The 19,164-nt window shown below is 72.5% G+C and carries 17 protein-coding genes and 1 tRNA gene; 11 read left to right on the top strand and 7 right to left on the bottom strand.

Annotated features, from left to right (window positions below; translation table 11 throughout):
* Positions 1–8: 8 nt before the first annotated feature.
* Entirely contained in the window at positions 9–1,016 is a 1,008-nt protein-coding gene (locus AB3M83_RS06205; RefSeq protein ID WP_412946021.1) for a LacI family DNA-binding transcriptional regulator, read from the bottom strand.
* Positions 1,017–1,151: 135 nt separating this feature from the next.
* Here AB3M83_RS06205 and AB3M83_RS06200 point away from each other — a divergent pair, with 135 nt between their 5' ends.
* The 7 genes from AB3M83_RS06200 to AB3M83_RS06170 all read left to right on the top strand — a co-directional run bounded on the left by AB3M83_RS06200 (position 1,152) and on the right by AB3M83_RS06170 (position 10,196).
* A complete protein-coding gene (locus AB3M83_RS06200) occupies positions 1,152–2,411 on the top strand; it encodes a sugar ABC transporter substrate-binding protein (protein WP_412946019.1) in 1,260 nt (419 codons plus the stop codon).
* A 1-nt stretch (position 2,412) separates the two neighbouring features.
* Complete coding sequence (locus AB3M83_RS06195; RefSeq protein ID WP_412946018.1) at positions 2,413–3,546, top strand: carbohydrate ABC transporter permease; 1,134 nt, start codon at positions 2,413–2,415, stop codon at positions 3,544–3,546.
* Positions 3,543–4,451 carry a carbohydrate ABC transporter permease gene (locus tag AB3M83_RS06190; RefSeq protein WP_412946016.1) on the top strand — a complete coding sequence of 303 codons (909 nt, stop codon included), beginning with the start codon at positions 3,543–3,545 and terminating at the stop codon, positions 4,449–4,451. The genes AB3M83_RS06195 and AB3M83_RS06190 overlap by 4 nt, the downstream gene beginning before the upstream one ends.
* Complete coding sequence (locus AB3M83_RS06185) at positions 4,448–6,337, top strand: glycogen debranching N-terminal domain-containing protein (RefSeq protein WP_412946014.1); 1,890 nt, start codon at positions 4,448–4,450, stop codon at positions 6,335–6,337. Before AB3M83_RS06190 ends, AB3M83_RS06185 begins: the two co-directional genes overlap by 4 nt.
* Before the next feature lie 109 nt (positions 6,338–6,446).
* Positions 6,447–8,234: a Na+/H+ antiporter NhaA gene (nhaA, locus tag AB3M83_RS06180; protein ID WP_412946012.1), complete on the top strand. Its 1,788-nt coding sequence runs from the start codon at positions 6,447–6,449 to the stop codon at positions 8,232–8,234.
* Positions 8,222–9,841 carry an FAD-dependent oxidoreductase gene (locus AB3M83_RS06175; protein ID WP_412946010.1) on the top strand — a complete coding sequence of 540 codons (1,620 nt, stop codon included), beginning with the start codon at positions 8,222–8,224 and terminating at the stop codon, positions 9,839–9,841. The genes nhaA and AB3M83_RS06175 overlap by 13 nt, the downstream gene beginning before the upstream one ends.
* Positions 9,842–9,851: 10 nt before the next feature.
* Positions 9,852–10,196, top strand: coding sequence for a UBP-type zinc finger domain-containing protein (locus AB3M83_RS06170; protein WP_412946009.1), 345 nt, complete (start codon positions 9,852–9,854; stop codon positions 10,194–10,196).
* Between the two features lie 18 nt (positions 10,197–10,214).
* On the opposite strand, the gene AB3M83_RS06165 is transcribed toward AB3M83_RS06170, so the two are convergent.
* Positions 10,215–10,691, bottom strand: coding sequence for a YbaK/EbsC family protein (locus AB3M83_RS06165; protein ID WP_412946008.1), 477 nt, complete (start codon positions 10,689–10,691; stop codon positions 10,215–10,217).
* Positions 10,691–11,494: a methyltransferase domain-containing protein gene (locus AB3M83_RS06160; RefSeq protein ID WP_412946007.1), complete on the bottom strand. Its 804-nt coding sequence runs from the start codon at positions 11,492–11,494 to the stop codon at positions 10,691–10,693. Before AB3M83_RS06160 ends, AB3M83_RS06165 begins: the two co-directional genes overlap by 1 nt.
* Before the next feature lie 109 nt (positions 11,495–11,603).
* On the opposite strand from AB3M83_RS06160, the gene AB3M83_RS06155 reads away from it, so the two are divergent.
* A complete protein-coding gene (locus AB3M83_RS06155) occupies positions 11,604–12,677 on the top strand; it encodes a Glu/Leu/Phe/Val dehydrogenase family protein (RefSeq protein WP_412946006.1) in 1,074 nt (357 codons plus the stop codon).
* Here the strand turns inward: AB3M83_RS06155 and AB3M83_RS06150 are convergent.
* The gene (locus AB3M83_RS06150) at positions 12,674–13,324 is read right to left on the bottom strand and encodes a TetR/AcrR family transcriptional regulator (RefSeq protein WP_412946004.1); all 651 of its coding nucleotides are present in this window, start codon (positions 13,322–13,324) and stop codon (positions 12,674–12,676) included. The two genes, AB3M83_RS06155 and AB3M83_RS06150, sit on opposite strands and share 4 nt — an antisense overlap.
* 46 nt (positions 13,325–13,370) lie before the next feature.
* Here AB3M83_RS06150 and AB3M83_RS06145 point away from each other — a divergent pair, with 46 nt between their 5' ends.
* Genes AB3M83_RS06145 through AB3M83_RS06135 form a run of 3 tightly spaced genes read left to right on the top strand, consistent with a single transcriptional unit; the run spans position 13,371 to position 16,437 of the window.
* On the top strand, positions 13,371–14,045 hold the full coding sequence (locus AB3M83_RS06145) for a class II aldolase/adducin family protein (RefSeq protein ID WP_412946002.1): 675 nt from the start codon (positions 13,371–13,373) through the stop codon (positions 14,043–14,045).
* The gene (locus tag AB3M83_RS06140; RefSeq protein WP_412946001.1) at positions 14,042–14,878 is read left to right on the top strand and encodes an aminoglycoside phosphotransferase family protein; all 837 of its coding nucleotides are present in this window, start codon (positions 14,042–14,044) and stop codon (positions 14,876–14,878) included. Before AB3M83_RS06145 ends, AB3M83_RS06140 begins: the two co-directional genes overlap by 4 nt.
* On the top strand, positions 14,875–16,437 hold the full coding sequence (locus AB3M83_RS06135) for a glycerol-3-phosphate dehydrogenase/oxidase (RefSeq protein WP_412946000.1): 1,563 nt from the start codon (positions 14,875–14,877) through the stop codon (positions 16,435–16,437). Before AB3M83_RS06140 ends, AB3M83_RS06135 begins: the two co-directional genes overlap by 4 nt.
* A gap of 154 nt (positions 16,438–16,591) precedes the next feature.
* Here the strand turns inward: AB3M83_RS06135 and AB3M83_RS06130 are convergent, their stop codons facing one another.
* The 3 genes from AB3M83_RS06130 to AB3M83_RS06120 all read right to left on the bottom strand — a co-directional run bounded on the left by AB3M83_RS06130 (position 16,592) and on the right by AB3M83_RS06120 (position 19,123).
* Positions 16,592–18,028 carry an HNH endonuclease signature motif containing protein gene (locus AB3M83_RS06130; protein ID WP_412945998.1) on the bottom strand — a complete coding sequence of 479 codons (1,437 nt, stop codon included), beginning with the start codon at positions 18,026–18,028 and terminating at the stop codon, positions 16,592–16,594.
* A 357-nt stretch (positions 18,029–18,385) separates the two neighbouring features.
* Positions 18,386–18,458, bottom strand: a tRNA-Ala gene (locus tag AB3M83_RS06125).
* Positions 18,459–18,511: 53 nt separating this feature from the next.
* Positions 18,512–19,123, bottom strand: coding sequence for a hypothetical protein (locus tag AB3M83_RS06120; RefSeq protein WP_412945997.1), 612 nt, complete (start codon positions 19,121–19,123; stop codon positions 18,512–18,514).
* Between the last annotated feature and the right edge of the window lie 41 nt (positions 19,124–19,164).

The following is a 19,164-nucleotide window of genomic DNA, read 5'->3' as shown; positions in this document are numbered from 1 at the left end:
CGGTCCGCTCAGCGCACGACGAGGCGGGGCTCCACGAGCACGTGCGCCTCGCCCGGCGTCGGCGTGCGCCGTTCGATGCGGGGGCCGCCGGCCATCAGCAGGTCGAGGGTCCCCGCGGCGACGAGCTCGGGCAGCTGCTCGACGCTCGAGATCCCGAGCGCCTCGGCTGCGGGCGTGTTGTCGAACCCGACGATCGCGAGGTCCGGGCGGTGCCCGGCGACGGCCGCGACGTGCGCGCCGACGGCGAGGGTGTCGCTTGCACAGACGACGGCGTCCACGGCGCGCGCCGACAGCAGCTCCGCGACCCGGTCGCGGGCCTCGGACACCGTCTCCTCGGCGACCAGGCGCAGCTCGGCCGGCGCGCCCGCCGCCGCCATCGCCTCGCGCCAGCCCCGCTCGCGGTCGTCTCCCGTGGCCGAACCGGCGGGCCAGCCGAGGAAGGCGACCCGCGGTCCCCGGTTCAGCGCGTGCGCGGTCGCCGCGCGGGTTCCCGTCGCGCCGTCGACGTCCACCCACAGGTAGGTCGGGTCGTCGACGTCGTCCGCACCCCACGGTCGTCCGAACGAGACGAACGGCACGGCGCGCTGCGTCAGCCAGTCGATGCGCCGGTCGCCGTATGCGGTGCCGGTGATCACGACGGCGTCCACGTCGCCGCCGTCGACGAGGTCTGCCATGCGGCGGATCTCCTCGTCGTGGTCGGATGCCGCGTAGACGAGGACGCGCAGGCCGCGTTCGCCGGCGTGCTCCGTGAGCGCGTGGACGAACCGGTCGAGGACGACGCCCGAGATGCCGCCCGCGTACGGGTCGAGGTGGATGCCGATGGTCGCGCTGCGGCGGGTGCGGAGCCGCCGCGCCGACGCGTGCGGGGCGTAGCCCATCCGGTCGATGGCCTGCTGCACCCGATCGCGCGTCTCGGCGCGCACGATCGCGGGCGTGTTGAGCACGTTGCTGACGGTCTGGCGTGAGACGCCGGCGGCCCGCGCGACGTCCTGGATCGTGACCGACGTGTCACGCATGGCCCACCTCCTCCCCCTTGACAGCGGCGCGACCACCCTCTTACGTTGGGCATCATTCCACAATTTGATCGTTCAAATCCGCCGGAGCACCACGGCGGCGGAGCGATCCGGCTCGGTATCGAAGGAGATACGGATATGGCGCACAGCACCCGACGACTCGTGGCGATCGGAGCCCTCGGGCTCGCCGCCAGCCTGACCCTCGCCGGCTGCGGCGGCGGACAGGGCTTCGACGACGAACCCGCGGAGCCCGGCGCGACGGGCGACCTCACGTCGTCCGACGACCCGCTCACGATCATGATCGGCTCGTCCGGCGACGCCGAGACGACGGCGGTGACCGAGGCGGTCGCCGCGTGGTCGGCCGACTCCGGTGTCGAGGCGGAGGTGATCCCCGCCACCGATCTCACCCAGCAGCTCTCGCAGGGCTTCGCCGGCGGCTCGCCGCCCGACCTGTTCTACCTCGCGACGGAGCAGCTGGCCGGCTACGCCGGCAACGGCTCCCTCGTCGCGTACGGCGACATGCTCGAGAACAGGGACGACTTCTACCCGTCCCTCGTCGAGAACTTCACCTTCGAGGACGAGTTCTACTGCGCCCCGAAGGACTTCTCGACGCTGCAGCTCATCATCAACCGCGGCCTGTGGGAGGACGCGGGCCTGACGGATGCCGACATCCCGACCGACTGGGAATCCCTCGCGGCCGCCGCGGAGAAGCTCACCACGGGCGACACGACCGGTCTCGTCTTCAGTGGCGAGTACCAGCGGATCGGCGTCTTCATGGCACAGGCGGGCGGGCGGCTGGTGTCAGAGGACGGGACCGAGGCCGTCGCCGACAGTCCGGAGAACGCCGAGGCGCTGAGCTACGTCCAGGAGCAGCTGGCGGGCGGCACCTTCGCCACGGCGGCCGACGTCGGCGCCGGGTGGGGTGGCGAGGCGTTCGGCAAGCAGCTGGGCGCCATGACCATCGAGGGGAACTGGATCACGGGCGCCCTGGGCGACTTCCCCGACGTCGAGCCGCTCGTCGTCGAGCTGCCCGAGGGCCCCGCCGGCCAGGGCACCCTGCAGTTCACGAACTGCTGGGGCATGGCTGCGGACAGCCCGAACCAGGAGGCGGCGCTCGACCTCGTTGAGTACCTCACCACCGCCGAGCAGCAGCTCGCCTTCTCGGACGCGTTCGGCCCGATGCCGTCCGTCCAGTCCGCCGCCGACCAGTGGACGAGCGACAACCCCGACCTCGAGGCCTTCCTCGCCGGAGCCGACTACGCCCAGGGCGTCCCGACCAACGACGGCGTGTCGGACGTGTTCGCCGATTTCAACGCACAGATCCCGTCGCTGAAGGACGGCGACCCGGCGGCCATCCTGCAGACGGTGCAGTCGAACCTCGAGGCGATCGTCGGCTGACATGACCGCGCCCGTCTCCACCGACCGGGCATCCCGAACGCGCCCTCGCCGCGACGACCGCACCGGTGGCCTCCGTCGCGGCGAGGGGGCCGCCGGGTGGCTGTTCGTCGCCCCCGTCGTCGTCATCCTCGGCGTGTTCCTGTTCCTGCCCGTGCTCATGGCGCTGTGGGTCAGCTTCTCGGACTGGAGCGGCCGCGGCAGTCCGCTGTCGTCGGACGTCGCCTTCATCGGCTTCGACAACTACGCCGAGCTCACGAGCGGCCAGGGGCTCCGCAGTCGCGACTTCGGCACGGCGCTGCGCAACAACGCGTGGTACGTCGTGCTCGTGGTCCCGCTGCAGACCGCGCTGTCGCTAGCGCTCGCCGTGTTCGTCAGCCGGCGGATGCTGCGTGCCCGCGGCTTCTTCCGCACGGCGTTCTACTTCCCGTCGGTCACGAGCTCCGTCGCGATCACGGTGCTGTGGATCTTCCTCTTCTCGGCGTCCGGCCCCGTCAACGCCCTCATCGCCGCGATCACCGGCGGAGAGGGCCCGAACTGGTTCGCCGATCCGCGCGGCATCGTGCACCTCGGGCTCGGCGCCGTCGGCGTCGACGCCGCCCCCGCCGGCCTCGCGGAGCCGGGGTTCCTCGGCATCTCGGGCTGGGAGTGGCTCGCCGGCCCGTCCGTCGCCATGACCGCCCTGATCCTGATGGCCGTCTTCACGACGAGCGGAACCTTCATGCTGCTGTTCATCGCGGCGCTGCAGAACGTCGGCTACGAGCTCACCGAGGCCGGGATGATGGACGGCGCGAGCGGCTGGCAGCGCTTCTGGCGCATCACCCTCCCGCAGCTGCGGCCGACACTGTTCACCGTGATCACCCTGGGCCTCATCGGCTGCTGGCAGGTGTTCGACCAGATCTACACGGGCACCGACGGCGGACCGGCGAAGACGACGGTCACGCCCGCGTACCTGTCGTACACGTCGGCGTTCGGCAACCAGGACTGGGGCACCGGAGCCGCGATCGCCTTCATCCTCTTCGTCATCATCATCGCCTTCACGCTCCTCCAGCGCTGGCTGCTGCGCGAGCGGCCCGTCTCGCGCCGCCGCATCCGCCGGTACCAGACGCGCGCCCAGAAGAACGGGGACACCGCATGAGCGATCGCACGCTCGCCCGCGCCGCCACGCTCACCGAGCGGCCCCTCGACGCGCCGCCCGGCCGACGGCGGGTGACGCGCTCCCCCGTCGTCGGCCAGGTCCTGCTCTACGCGATGCTCGCCCTGCTCACGATCGTGTACGTCTATCCCTTCCTCGTGCAGGTGGCGACGTCGTTCAAGAGCGAGCAGGAGGCGGCATCCGACCCCATCTCGCTGCTGCCCCAGACGGTCACGTTCGCCGCCTACGAGCGCCTCTTCCTCAACAGCGACTTCCCGCTGTGGTTCGCGAACTCGGCGATCGTGACGATCCTCGTGACCTTCGGCCGGGTGTTCTTCGTCTCCCTCGCGGGCTACGCCCTCGCCCGGCTGCACTTCCGCGGCCGGGGCGTGATCTTCGCCCTCGTCATCGCGGTCATGGCGGTGCCCTCGGTCGTGCTCCTGATCCCCCGCTTCCTCGTGCTCAACCAGCTCGGCATGTACGACTCCTACGCGGGGATGGTGCTGCCGCTGCTCGTCGACGCGGCGGGCGTGTTCATCATGAAGAACTTCTTCGAGTCGATCCCCCCATCGGTCGAGGAGCAGGCGCGCATCGACGGGGCGGGGACCTTCCGCGTCTTCTGGTCCGTCGTCCTGCCGATGGCGCGACCGGCGCTCGTCACGATCGTGATCCTGTCGTTCCAGGGATCATGGAACGAGCTGACGCACTTCATCGTGTCGGTGCAGTCACCCGAGCTGACGACCCTCACGAAGGGCGTGGCGAGTCTCTCGTCGGGTCAGCTCAGTCAGGGGACGCAGTACCCGCTCAAGCTCGCCGCCGCAGCGCTCATGACGATCCCCGTCGCCGCCGTCTTCTTCATCTTCCAGAAGCGGATCATGAACACCTCCGAAGGAGCAGTCAAGGGATGACCCACGGCCTCCAGCCCTTCCTGTCCGACGCGGTCGTCGCACTCCGCGCCCCCACCCAGGTGTGGTCGGGGCGGGGCGGCGACCTGGGCGGCCAGCCCATCCACGGCGTCTTCCACGGCGACACCCGCTTCATCCGCGCGACGCGGCTCCGGTACGGCGCGGATGCCGCGGACGCGGCGCCCGAGACGATCGCGGTGTCGGTGGTGTCGGCATCCGAGGTCCGGTTCGAGGCCCTGCTGCGGGCGGTGGACGACCGCTCGCCCGACCCGAAGGTCCGGCTGACCCGGGTCCGGCGGGTCGCGGACGGCCGGCTGGGCGAGGACCTCGTCGTCCGGTCGCACCTCGACGAGCCGGTGTCCCTCCTGCTGAGCCTCGCGATCGAAGCGGACGCGACGCCGCTGCAGGAGGTCAAGGCCGGCGTCCCGGTGGCCGCGCCGACGGAGCGCAGGATCTCGGATGGGACGGCGGTGGTCTCGGCGGGGGGCGCGACCATGCGCGTCCACGCGGCGGGCGCCGAGATCGCCGACACGAGCGGCGTCGTCACCGTCACGTGGAGGCTGGAATGCCCGCCGCGGGGCACCGCGACGGCGAGCTGGACCGCCGAGTTCGACGACCCGTCGCTCGTCGTCCGCGGCACGGACCGCCGGGTCGGCTGGAGCGCGGGGGTGATCGAGGTCGCGGACCGCCGGCTGCAGCGCTGGCTCGCGCATGCGCTCGACGACCTCGAGGCGCTGCGACTCACCCTGCCCGACTCGCCCGACGAGTTCTTCGCCGCCGGCGCGCCCTGGTTCTTCACCCTCTTCGGCCGCGACTCGCTGTGGACGGCGCGGATGCTGCTCCCCGTCGATCCGGGCATGGCGGCATCCACACTTCGGGTCCTCGCCCGCCTGCAGGGCACGACGACCGATCCCACGACGGCGGAGCAGCCCGGCAAGATCGCGCACGAGCTGCGCGCCGGCACGCTGGCGATGCCGGGCGAGGCCATCACCCTCCCCCCGCTGTACTACGGCACCGTCGACGCGACGCCGCTGTGGGTCACGCTGCTCACCGAGGCGCATGCCCACGGGATGCCCGAGGACGAGACGCGGGCGCTGCTGCCCGCCCTCCGAGCCGCGCTGGAGTGGATCGTGACGAGCGCCGGTGCGGACGGCTTCCTCGACTACGTGGACGAGACCGGGCACGGGCTCTCGAACCAGGGCTGGAAGGACTCCGGCGACTCGATCCAGTGGCGCGACGGCACGCTCGCGGCAGGGCCGATCGCACTGTCGGAGGTGCAGGGCTACGCGTTCGAGGCCGTCCGGAGCGCCGCCGACCTGCTCGACACGCTGGGCGAGGCGGGCGGCGACGCCCTCCGCGCCTGGGCCGACGGCCTGCGCCGGCGCTTCCGGGAGCGGTTCTGGGTCGAGACGCCGGAAGGCCGCTACCCCGCGATCGCGCTCGACCGCGACGGCCGTGCCGTCGACACCCTGACCTCCAACGCGGGCCACCTGATCGGCACCGGCATCCTCGATCCGGAGGAGGAGGCGGGCGTCGCCGACCTGCTCACCGGTGCGTCGATGTCCTCGGGCTTCGGCCTGCGCACGATGTCGACGGCTGCCGGCGGATACTGGCCGCTCAGCTACCACGGCGGCAGCGTGTGGGCGCACGACACCGCTATCGTCGCCCACGGCATGGCGCGGGCGGGGCTGCACCGCCAGGCATCCGTCCTGGTCGAGGGGATGCTCGCCGCCGCGGAGGCGTTCGCGTACCGCATGCCGGAGCTGCACGCCGGCGACGCCGCGGGCGACGTCGTCGCGCCGGCGCCGTATCCCGCCGCCTGCCGGCCGCAGGCCTGGTCGGCGGCGGCAGCGGTCGTCTGCGCCCACATCGCGAGATCTCCCGGCTGACGCCTCTGGACGGTTCTCCCGCGGGGGTGGAGACTGACACCCGGCATGAGTGCTCGGAGGACGGATGACACGACGGCGACTCGCATCGATCGCGGATCACATCAGCACTATGGGCCGGACCCGCATCGGAGCGCTGCTGCTCCTGCTCTCCACCGCCGCGGCGATCGTGTGGGCGAACGTCTCCGCCGGCACGTACTCCGGATTCTGGGAGACGCACCTCACCGTCGGCGTCGGTGACCTGCAGCTCGACTTCACCCTGCACGCGCTCGTCAACGACGCGCTCATGGCGATCTTCTTCTTCACGGTCGGGCTCGAGGTGCGCCGCGAGTTCGCGATCGGCGAGCTGACCAGCTGGTCCCGCGCCGTGGTCCCGGTGGTCGCGGCCGTCGCGGGACTCGCCCTGCCCGCCCTCCTCTTCGTCCTCGTCGCCGCGCCGTCCGGGCACGCGGCGGCATGGGGCGTGGTCATCTCGACGGACACCGCGTTCCTCGTCGGCGCACTGGCCCTCATCGGTCCGCGTGGATCCGGCCGCCTCCGGGTCTTCCTGCTGGCCCTCGCCGTCGTCGACGACATCGGCGCGCTCAGCATCATCGCGCTCGTGTACACCGAGGACTTCACCCCGATGCCGCTGCTCATCGCGGCGGTGGGGCTCGTCGCCATCTACCTCGTGCGGTACCTGCGGGGCGGCCGCGGGCCCATCTACGCGACCCTGGCCGTCGTGGTGTGGCTCGCGTTCCTCGCCTCGGGGGTGCACCCGACGCTCGCGGGCGTCGCGATCGCGCTGCTGGTCCCGGTGTACCGCCCCGACCGGCGCGACGTCGAACACGCCCTGGAACTCGCCCGCACGTTCCGGCAGTCCCCCAGCACCGAGTACGCCCGCGCCGCCGCGAACAGCCTGCGCGAATCGATCTCCATCAACGAGCGGCTGCAGAGCGCCTACGCGCCGTACGTCGCCTACGTCATCCTGCCGCTGTTCGCCCTGGCGAACGCCGGCGTCGCCCTCAGCCCCGAGATCCTCGCCGCGGCCGCGCAGTCGCCGCTCACCTGGGGGATCGTCGTCGGCCTCGTGGCCGGCAAGATGCTCGGCATCTGGGGGTCCACCGGCATCCTCCGCGCCCTCCGCATCGGCGAGTTCGGCCCCGGGCTCGGCCTCGACCGCATCGCCGGCGGCTCCGCCCTCGCGGGGATCGGGTTCACGATCTCGCTCTTCATCATCGACCTCGCCATCGACGACCCGGGCGCGCAGAACGAGGCGCGGGTGGGGGTGCTGGGAGCCTCCGTGCTCGCCTTCGCGCTCGGAGCGGTCCTGTTCCGCATCTCGGATGCCCGGAGCACCGACGACGAGGTGGGCCAGACGCTCGTTCGTCCCGTCGACCCCGACCGCGACCACATCTACGGCCCCGAGGACGCGCGCTACACCATCGTCGAGTACGGCGACTTCCAGTGCGGGTTCTGCCTGAAGGCGTCCGGGTCGATCCAGGAGGTCATGGCGGAGGTGGGGCCCGACCTCCGGTACGTCTGGCGGCACGCGCCGCTCACGCAGCAGCATCCCAACGCCCTCGCCGGAGCGGAAGCCTCCGAGGCCGCCGCGCGACAGGGCCGGTTCTTCGAGTTCGAGCGGGGACTGTTCGCCGATCAGGACAACCAGCTCCCCTCCGACATCGTGCGTCTCGCCGAGAGGCTCGGGCTCGATGTGCCGCGGTTCGAGCGCGACCTCGTCTCGCCGGGCGTGGCGACCCGCGTGCGCGACGACATGTTCGACGCGGAGGCGATGGACATCACCTCGGTGCCCACGTTCTTCATCAACGGCCGCCGGCACACCGGGCCGTACGACGCGCGATCGCTGATCCGCGCCCTGCAGACCGACACGGAAGGCGCCCCCACATGGACGCGGTGATGACCCCCACCTTCACGGACGGGCACTGGGCGCGGCTCGTCGCCGCGGGCACACCCGAGGACGTCGAACCCGGCGACTACGTGTTCCGCAGCGGCCAGGGCGGGTACGACCTGATCGCGGTCGAGTCCGGCGAGATCGAGATCGTCCGCGACGCGCTGCGCTGGATCGGCGAAGCCGTCATCACCACGGTCGGGGCCGGCGAGTTCGCCGGCGAGCTCGGCATCCTCAACGGGCAGAGCGCGTTCCTCTCGGCTCGCGTGACGAAGGCCGGCCGCGTGCACCGCGTCACCCGTGACGGCCTCCGCGAGCTGATGAGCGAGGACGACGAGCTCTGCGACATCATCCTGCACGCGCTGTGGGCGCGCCGGGAGTCGCTGCGCACCGGTCCCGCCGCCATGACGCTGAAGTTCGTGGGGACGACCGAGTCGAGCGACTTCCTCGCGCTCCGCCGCTTCGCGGAGCGGATCGACCTCGTCCACGCGGCGATCGCGCTGCCGCCCGGCGACATCGAGGTGCTGAACACGCACGGCCTCACCCGCGACGACCTGCCGGTCGCGTTCATCCAGGGCGAGCCGATCCCCCGGGCGACACCCGGCGTCATCGCCGAGCACCTCGGCCTGAGCTACCAGTCGCAGGCCGACGAGGTCGTCGACCTGGTCGTCGTCGGAGGCGGCCCGGCGGGTCTCGCCGCCGCGATCTACGGTGCGTCGGAGGGACTCAGCACGGTCCTGCTGGATGCCGTCGCCCCGGGCGGCCAGGCGGCGTCGACGTCGCGCATCGAGAACTTCCTGGGCTTTCCGTTCGGGGTGAGCGGCGGGGACCTCATCGGGCAGGCCGTGCTGCAGGCGCTGAAGTTCGGCGTCCGCGTGTACGCGCCGTGCGAAGCGGTGGGGCTGACCCAGGTGGGACCCGATCTGCTGGACGTCGCCCTGTCGGACGGGCGCATCATCCGCGCACGCAGCGCCATCGTGACCTCCGGCGCCGCCTATCGGCGCCTCGACCTGGAGCGGTGGGAGGACTTCGAGCGCTCCGGCGTCTACTACGCCGCGACGCCGCTCGAGCTCCGCCAGGTGCAGGGGAAGCCCGTCGTCGTGGTCGGCGGGGCGAACTCGGCGGGCCAGGCGGCGCTCTACCTCGCCGCGCACGGGTCGCCGGTGCACCTGGTCGTCCGCGGCGACGACCTGCGCGCGCGGATGTCGAGCTATCTCGCCGACCGGCTCGCCGAGGACCCGCGCGTGCGCGTGCACACCGGGTCCCACATCGTCGGTCTGGACGGCGACTCGACACTCGAGTCGGTCCGGATCGACAGCGCGGGCGACGTCGACGCCCGCGGGCTCTTCTGCTTCATCGGCGCCGACCCCGCCACGTCGTGGCTGCCTGCGATCGACCGCGACCCCGAGGGCTTCGTCCGCACCGGCACCGACGTCGCCGTGCAGTCCGTCGCGTCCTGGCAGACGCTCGGCCGCGAGCCGCTCCCGTTCGAGACCTCCGCGCCGCGCGTGTTCGCCGCGGGCGATGTGCGACGCGGCTCGATGAAGCGCGTCGCCGCGGCGGTCGGCGAGGGATCGAGCGCCGTGGCATCCGTCCATCGCGCCCTGGCGTTCTGAGGAGGACAGCATGACCCCTGACATCGATCCCGCGGTGGCGCCGTCGGGCACGGGATGCGCCGAGTGCGACGCGGCCGGCGGCTTCTGGGTGCACCTGCGCCGCTGCGCCGCGTGCGGGCACATCGGGTGCTGCGACACGTCGCCCGGGCAGCACGCGACGGCCCATTACCGGCAGACGGGTCACCGGTTCATCCGGTCGTTCGAGCCGGGTGAGGACTGGTACTGGGACTACGTCGACGGCGCGGTCGTCGACGGCCCGCCGCTCGCGCCGCCCGCGAGCAGGCCCGAGGACCAGCCGTCTCCCGGTCCGGTCGGCCGGGTGCCCGAGAACTGGCGCCGGCTCATCCACCGGTGAGGGCGATCACCCGCCCGCTCAGTCGACCGCGACGACCGTTCCGCCGGTGAGCCGGACGAGCTCGTCGAACGTCATCGGGAAGACGGTGTGCGGCGTCCCGCCGGCCGCCCAGATCTCGGGGTACGTCGCGAGGTGCTCGTCGACGAGGGTCTGCAGCGGCGCCGGGTGGCCGGTGGGCGCGACCCCGCCGATGGCCTGGCCGGTGGCATCCCGAACCTGCTCGGCGCTCGCACGCGAGATCGTGCCGCGGCCGATCCGGGCGGCGAGCGCCGCGGTGTCGACGCGGTGAGCACCGCTCGTCATCACGAGCAGCGGCGTGCCGTCGCACTGGAAGACGAGGCTGTTGGCGATGGCGCCCACCTCGACGCCGAGCGCCTGCGCGGCGAGGACCGCGGTCGAGGCGGCGTCGGGCAGCACGACGATCTCGCCCCGGATGCCGGCGGCGCGGAGGGCGTCCGCCACCACGCGGCTGCGGGGAGGGAGCGAGTCCGCCATCAGCCCCGTGCCAGGATCTCGCCGTGCGGCATGAGGAACCAGCCGTCGGGTGCCTCGGCCCACTCGCGCCAGCCCGCGGAGATGCGCTCCAGCGTCGCGCGGTCGGCGACACCCTGCTCGAGGGCGTGATCGGCGTAGGAGGAGTGCAGCGCGCGGTCCGCCCACGAGCCGCCCCACCAGGCGCGCTGCTCGTCGGTCTCGAAGAGCCACGTCGACGCACTCACCGTGATGTCGGTGAAACCCGCCTCGCGGGCCCACTGCTTGAGGCGCCGACCGGCCGCCGGCTCGCCGGCATTGTTACGCCCCACCCGCAGCAGGACGTCGAGCCACTCGTCGAGGGCCGGGATGTGCGGATGGATGATCGCGCCGGCGTAGTCGACCTCCCGCGCCGCGACGAGCCCGTCCGGGCCGGCGACGCGGCGGAACTCCCGCAGCGCGTCGACGGGACGCCCCAGGTGCTGCAGCAGCTGGTGCGTGTGGACGATGTCGAACTCGCCGTCGGCGGCGTCCAGGGCGTACGCGTCGGCGGTCCGGAAGCTGACGTTGTGCACGCCTTCTCCGAGCGCGTGGGCCTGCGCCTGCGCGATGACCTGGTCGGACGAATCGACGCCGACGACGTGCCCGGGATCGAGTCGCCGGGCCAGATCGGTCGTGATGGTGCCCGGCCCGCAGCCGATGTCGAGCAGCGACAGCCCCGGCGCGAGGTGCGGCAGCAGGTAGCCGACCGAGTTCTCCGCCGTCCGCCAGGTGTGCGCCCGCAGGACGCTCTCGTGGTGGCCGTGGGAGTAGCGCTCGGTTCTCATGGCGTCAGCCTAGGCGGACGGCGCAGACCGAGGCACAATGATGACGGATGCCACAACGAGGCGGCATCCGTACCGCAGCGCCCACAAGGCCCGTCGACGAAGGAACGCGATGACGCACTCCCTGCCCCTCCCTGATTTCACCCACGAGCGCGTGGAGGTGATGAGGGGACGCCGCAGCGGTCTCGTCATCACCGTCGCGCTCCACTCGTCGGCGCTCGGCCCCGCCTTGGGCGGCGCGCGACTGTGGCGCTATCCGCACTGGTCCGACGGGACCGGCGACGCCCTGCGCCTGTCGGCGGCGATGACGCTGAAGAACGCGACGGCGGGATTGGATGCCGGTGGCGGCAAGGCCGTCCTCGCGCTCGGCAAGGACGAGACGCTCGACGCCGACCGTCGCCGAGCCGCGTTCCTCGACCTCGGCGACGCGGTCGACCGCTTCGACGGCCGGTACCGGACGGCGGAGGACGTCGGATCCACGACCGAGGACATGCTCGTCGTCAGCGAGCGCACGCCGCACGTGGTCGGCCTGCCCGACTCGGTCGGCGGTTCCGGGGAGCCCGCAGGGCCCACGAGCCGCGGAGTCTATGCGGCTCTGCGGGCAACCCTCGAGCGCATCACCGGCTCGCCCGAGATGACCGGGCGTCGCGTCACGATCTCGGGGCTCGGCCAGGTGGGCAGTCGCCTCGCCGTGCGCCTGTCGACGGAGGGCGCCGTCCTGACGGTCACCGATGTGAACCCGGCGAAGCAGGGCCTCGCGATCGACCTCGGAGCGACGTGGGTCGAGCCGGGGACGGAGCACCTGGTCCCGGCGGACGTCTTCGTCCCGGCGGGCATCGGCGGCATCCTCACCGACGAGGTCATCGACGCCCTCGCGGCGAGAGCCGTCTGCGGTCCGGCGAACAATCCTCTGGCCGACCGGTCCGGCGCAGACCGCCTCGCGGGGCGCGGCATCCTCTACGCGCCCGATTTCGTCGCGAACGCGGGAGGCGTCATCTACCTCGACGCCGAGGCGCGACACCCGGGTCACCGGGACGAGATCGCCGCGCGCCTGGACGGCATCGGCGACACGGTGCGCCGGCTGTTCGACGCCGCCGCCGCGCGCGGTGTCACGCCCCTCGACGCCGCGGAGGCCTTCGCGGCGGAGCGGCTGGCCGGCGGCGCACGCGAGCCGATGCCGGTCTAGGCGGGGGCGTCGAACGAGGCGCGCAGCATCCGCTGCAACTCGGCGAGCATCATCGGACGCTCCGGTTCGGGCGCGGCGAACGCCTCGTGGAGGACGGCGTCGGATGCCGTGAACGCGACCCGCGCGACGCTCGCCGCCTGCGCGGCGGCCATCCCGTCGAGAAGGCCCACGATCTCGAGGAGCACCTGGATCTTCTCGGCCATGCGCTGCTTGTGCGCGCGCCGGGCGGCCGTCGCCTCGGCGGAGGCCGGCGCCGCGGCGCCGAGGCGACGGGCGAGCTCTTCGTCCCGGTAGATCTCCGCGACGGCGGATATGACGCGTCCGACGGGATCCGGGCCGTCGGGCGCCGCGCGCATCTCGTCGATCACGACGTCGAGGAGGTCCTCGAGGCGGCCGTGGTAGCGCGCGACGATGGCGCGGGTGATCGCGTCGCGGTCGGGCAGGTACTGGTACAGCGCACCGACGCTGACGCCGGCCTCCGCGGCGACGCGGGGCAGGCTGATCGCCTCGACGCCTTCGCGTCGGACGAGGTCCTCTGCGGCGCGGATGGCGCGCGAGACCTTGTCGCGCGACCGACTCTGGGTCGGCGTGCGGCGCAGCGACAGCCGGGACCAGTCGGTCGCCTCGGGTTCGGAATGCTCGTCCATAGAATCAAACTTGACTTTGGTTAGCTCGGACCGCAACGCTAGCACCATGACGCCGCCCTCCGCCGCTGCTCCCCTGCGGGAGGCCGTCGCCGCCGCATCCCGATCGCTCGCCGCCCATGGCCTGGTCATCGGGACGGCCGGCAACGTCAGTGCCCGGTCCGGGGACGTCGTCGCCGTGACCGCGACCGGGATCGTCCTCGCCGAGGCGACCGCCGCCGACGTGACCGTCGTCGATCTCGACGGCACCGTGGTCGAGGGGGACTACGCTCCGACGTCCGAGCTCGCCTTGCACCTCGGCATCCTGCGCGACGCGTCGCCCGAGCGGGTGGGCGCCGTCGTCCATACGCACGCGCCGGCAGCGACCGCCCTGTCGCTCGTGCTCGACGAGCTCCCGGTGATCCACTACCAGCAGCTGCTGCTGGGCGGGTCGCTGCGGGTGGCCCCGTTCGCCGCCTTCGGCACCGCCGCCCTCGCCGACGCGGTCGGGCTGGCTCTGGAGGGCCGGCTCGCCGCCCTCATGGCCAATCACGGGGCGGTCGCGCTCGGCGCGACCCTGCAGGACGCGGTCGACAACGCGCTGCTGGTCGAATGGCTGGCCGATCTGTACTGCCGCGCGAGCACGGCGGGTGAGCCGCGCTCCCTCGACGCCGCGCAGCAGCGGGAGGTCGTCGCGCACGCGGCGCGTCTCGACTACGGCAGCCCGAAGCGGGTGTCGGCGTGACCGCGCGGCTCGGCGACCTGGTCGCCCACGGGCGGTCGGCCGACGTGTTCGAACTGACGCGCGGCCGGGTGGGCAAGAAGTACCACGACTCCTGGTCGGATGCCGCGATCGACCGCGAGGTCGCCGACGCGCAGACGGCGTACGACCTCGCGCTGACGCCGATCCGCTGCCACGGCCGTGTCCGCATCGACGACGCGAGGGTCGTCGCCTTCGACCGCCTCGACGGCGTGGCCCTGACGACCGTCGCCGAGCGCAACGTCTTCCGGATGCCGCGGGTCGCGCGGGCGCTCGCCGCGGAGCACGCGCGCATCCACCGCGCGCGCACCGACGCGTTCCCCGACGTGCGCGTGATCGCGGCCGATCAGGTGCACACGGCGGCACTCGCGGGCCTCTCGCCGGTGGAGAAGACGCTCCTGCTCGACCACCTGGCATCCCTGCCCGCCGGTGACCGTCCGCTGCACCTGGACTACCACCCCCTCAACGTGTTCCAGCACGGCGGCGGCTACGCCACCATCGACTGGCAGTCCACCGCGATCGGCGATCCCGCCGCCGACGTGGCGATGACGCGGCTGCTGTTCACCGAGGCGGAGCTCTTCCCGGGAGCCTCGGCCGTCCAGCGCGCGGTGTACGGCGCAGCCCGGTCCACGATGGGCCGGCTGTACCTGCGCGAGTATCAGTCGATCACCGGCATGGCCGATGACGCCGTCGACCGGTGGATGACCGCCGCGCGGGTGCTGCGACTCGGAATGCTGGACATCCCGAGCGAGCGCGAGGGGCTGCTCGCGGGCATCCGAGACGGCCTTCGGCGGATGGTCGACGAGGGCACCGGATGACCACCACGATCCGACGCGATCCGCTGACGGATGCCGGCGTGGTCGACGTCCTCATCGTGGGCGGCGGCATCACGGGCGCCGCCATCGCGTATGAGGCGGCGAGCCGGGGCCTGTCGGTGCTCCTGGTGGAGAAGTCGGACTTCGGCGCGGCGACCTCCGCTGCGACCGGGAAGCTCATCCACGGCGGACTGCGCTACCTGAAGAATCTCGAGGTCGGCCTGGTCCGGGAGTCGCTGGCCGAGCGCCGGACGCTGTCGCGGATCGCGCCGGGGCTGGTCGCGCCGATCGCGATGGTGCTGCCCGATCCGGGGCTCGTGGAGCGCGCCGGGCTGCTGGCGTACGACGCGCTCTCGTTCGATCGGAACCGGGTCCGCGCCTCACACCGGATCCCACGCCACCGGTCGCTGTCGCGATCCGAGCTGGCCGAGCGGGGACTCGGACATCTGGACAGCGGCATCCTGTTCTCGGACGCGATGATGCTGTCCCCGGAGCGGCTGACGCTGGCCTTCCTGCGGTCGGCGGTGGCGCACGGTGCCCGCGTGGCGAATTATGTGCGGGCGGATGAGGTCCTTGTGCGACGCGGCCAGGTCGTCGGCGCGCGGGTGACCGATCTCGTGTCGGGCGCGGAGACGGATGTCCGCGCGCAGGTGACGGTGAATGCGAGCGGCCCGTGGGCGCACGAGGTCCTGGCGGCGCAGGCGGGGACAGCGGCTGCGGCCGCCGCGGCGCCTCGCGTGAGGTCGGAGGGCATCTATCTGGTGACGAAGCCGCTGACGGAGACGATGGTGCTGACGGTGACGTCGGGCGGGCACTTCAGTTTCGCGCCGTGGCGCGGTCGGACGCTGATCGGCCCCACCGAGACGCCGTACTTTGGTGGCGTGGACGAGTGGCGGCTGACCGGAGCGGCGATCGACCGGTTCCTGGCCGACGTCAACGCGACGGGGAGCCTGCCGGTCGAGGTGACCCGCTCGGATGTCGTGGCCGCCTACGGCGGGCTGCGTCCGCTCGCGGCGGGGGCGGGGCCTGACACGTATCGCGCGTCGCGCGCGTCGGAGCTGACCGATCACGCGGGGCACGGTCTGCACGGGCTCGTTTCGGCCACCGGCGGCAAGTACACGACGGCGCGGTCGTTCGCCGAGAAGGTCGTCGCGGTCCTGGGCGCGAAGATCGGACGCATCGTCGCGTCGAGCCGCACCGCGCACGTTCCGCTGGATGCGGCCGACATCGCCGACACGTCGCGTGCGACGCTGATCGAGAAGATGTACGGGACGGATGCCGGGGTGCTCCGCGGGTTGACGCTGGCCGATCCGCGCCTCGCGGAATCCGCGACGGACGATGGCGAGATCCTGGCGCAGGTCGCGTTCGCCGCACGCCACGAGGCGGTCGTGCATCTGACGGACATCCTCATGAACCGGACCGGCATCGGCCGCCGCGGTCATCCGGGCGACGATGTGCTCACCGCGGCCGCGGATGTCGCGGCGACAGAGCTCGGCTGGACGCCGGAGCGATGCGCCGAGGAGATCGAGGCCGCGCGTTCAGCGGTCAGCCTGCCGGCCTGACGAGCCGGTGTCATTGCCGGCCCCGGAGTTCATCCGCCCCGGTGATCACGTCGTCCACACCGATGAGCAGCTCACCGCGCGGCCGGTGACGGATCGCACGGGGACCCCGCGGCCTCAGAACTCTTGCCGCGCCACGGCGGGTCAAGACGGCGGATCAGAACGGTGGGGTGTCGGTGCGGTCGGTGGTGTCGGGCCCGGTGGCAGGTGTGAAGGCGACGGCGGGGGTGGGTGCGTCTTCGCGGTAGGTCCTGCCGGCGGGTGAGGTCCATTCCAGGACGCCACCCTGGAGTTGTCGGACCCGCCAGGCGGTGAACTGCTTCATGGAATGGTGCCGTTGACACAGGTGGGCGAGGTTTCGGAGTTCGGTTCTGCCGCCGAGGGCGTGGTCGTGGGTGTGGTCGATCTCGCAGCGGATCGCGGGCACCCGGCAGCCGGGGAACCGGCAGTGCTGGTCCCTCGCCTGCAGGTACCGGCGCATCGGCAGCGGAACCCGGTACGAGTCGACGGCGACGGTGGTGCCGGTGACCGGGTCGGTGAACATCCGCTCCCAGATCCCGACCGATCCGGCGAGGGTCCGGGCGGTTGCCGCGTCGATGGGTGATCGTCCCATCAGGTCCACGGGTGCCTGACCGGTGCCGTCGAGGCAGGAGGCGGGCAGCACGATCTGGACGCGGGCGCGGATCGCGCCGAGCGGACCCGCGCTGGTGTCGATCGTGTCGTCGAGGGCGGGTGTCCCGGCGAGCAGCAGGTCGGCGAACACGTCGGCCCGGACCTGGTCGATCGGGCGCTTGTCAGTTGCCACCACGTCCACGGCGTCCGCGGCGTTCGTCGTGCCGTCGCCGAGTGCACTGCCTGTCGCACCGTCACCGTTCCCGAAAGCGCCGGTTCCTCCCCGCTCGGCCGCGCGGCGGTCGGCAGCTGTCGCTGCCCGTTCGGTGCGGGTGTCGACGATCGCGCGAGCCTGCTGCGTCAACCGGTCGTGGATGCCCTCCGCGATCACCGTGGGGAGCGTCGCGATCAGGTCCGACATCCCGTCACGCCCGGGCATCAACCTCACACACCGCTTGGCGGCCGCTTCCTCGTGCCGTTCCGTGAAGGAGCGCGGATGCAGCCGTTGCGCGAGGATCTCGAGCTCCGCGCGCACCCGGTTCGGGGTGTCCTGTTCGCAGCGGCTGATCGCGGCGGCCTCGAACTCGGGTCGCAGCTCGACGGGCACGACGCCGCCGGTGTCCACGATGACCAGCACGTGACCGCGGGTGATCCGCCCCGCCTCCCACGCGCCCAGCGCAGCGGGGTAGCCTTCCACGATGGTGCGGGCCTCGTCGATCCGGCGCTGCACGGTCCGGTCGGTGGTGCGCATGACCCCACCGACCTCCGCCGCGATCGACCGCAGCGCCATGTCGTGCACTCGCACCCGAGACCCACTGCCGACCGCCTGCTCCTCGGCGAGCTGACCGGCCCGAGCGAGGACCCGCAGCTCGCGGATCTGAGCCGCCGCCACCTCGCGGCTCACGGCCTCGACGTCCGCGACGATCCCCGCCAACGACGCGACATACGCGCCGGGCGAAGCGGGTCCGGACGGGGTGCTCATACCCCCATTCTGGTGAGGGCCTCCGACATCCCACCGGCCGATCCGACAGTTATCCACACCCCGAGACGGACGTCGCCGAGGCCGCCACATGTGGAGACAGACTGTGGCTCAGAACGCCGCAGGCGCCTGCGACCGGCGCCCGCGACTGGTGCAGTCCCACGACCCCCGACGCACGTCGCCGAGACCGCCACCTGCGGGGACAAACCGCGGTTCAGGCCGCCGCACGTGCACACGAAGCAGACAGACCGACACCCCTGCAGACACCCGCCGCCGAGCCCGTCACCGGTGCAGACCGACCGAAACCGAACACCTCCGGAAACGCGAGAATGCCCCCGACCGGCGGGGGCATTCTCGTCGTGGACCTGAGGGGATTCGAACCCCTGACCTCTTCATTGCGAACGAAGCGCGCTACCAACTGCGCCACAGGCCCAAGAGCCTCAACATTACCATGACCGGAAGGTCGGGCATGCACAGGGGCGGGCGTCACTCCCCCACGGCGCGACGCTCCAGCAGCCGGCGGACGTGCGCTTCGATGTGCGCATCGTCGACGGGGCCGGCGAACGCGACCTCGGCGGCGCGCGTGCGGCGAGCGGTGTCGATCGACGGCGGTGCGACCTGTGCGGCACGCTCGCGGATGGCCTCGTCGACGCCCGCACGGCGGAGCGCCTCCTGCGCCGCGGCGCCGTCCAGGACGGCGGCGGCGCGGGAGCCGGCGGATGCCGTGAGCGGCCGCGGCAGCCGGCGGGGCGTCCACTCGGCCCGGTCCGACGCGAGCTCGACGTCCTGCAGGTCGCCTGCGACGCGGACGACGGGTTCGACGACCGCGCGGGATGCCGCGCGTCGCGCGACGGCGTCCATGCGGCCCAGCATCCCGAGGCTCGCGACGAACAGCACGGCTGCGGCGACGACGATCGTCCAGCTGCCGGTCGTGACCGCCAGCACACCGCCGTATCCGGCGGCGAGGACGGATGCCGCACCGAGCATGGTCGCCGCCAGCCGGACCCGGCGGCGTGCGCGCGCACGACGCAGGGCGGGCGCGGCCTTGGCGGCGGCGGCCTCGGCGAGCGCACGCTCGCGGGCCGGTGGCGTATACACAACTGACCCAGCCGACGCGGGCGGGGCCCGGGAGATATGGG

The sequence above is a fragment of the Microbacterium pasadenense genome (genome assembly GCF_047246565.1).
Taxonomy (GTDB): Bacteria; Actinomycetota; Actinomycetes; order Actinomycetales; family Microbacteriaceae; genus Microbacterium.
This window is presented reverse-complemented; position numbering and strand designations above follow the sequence as displayed.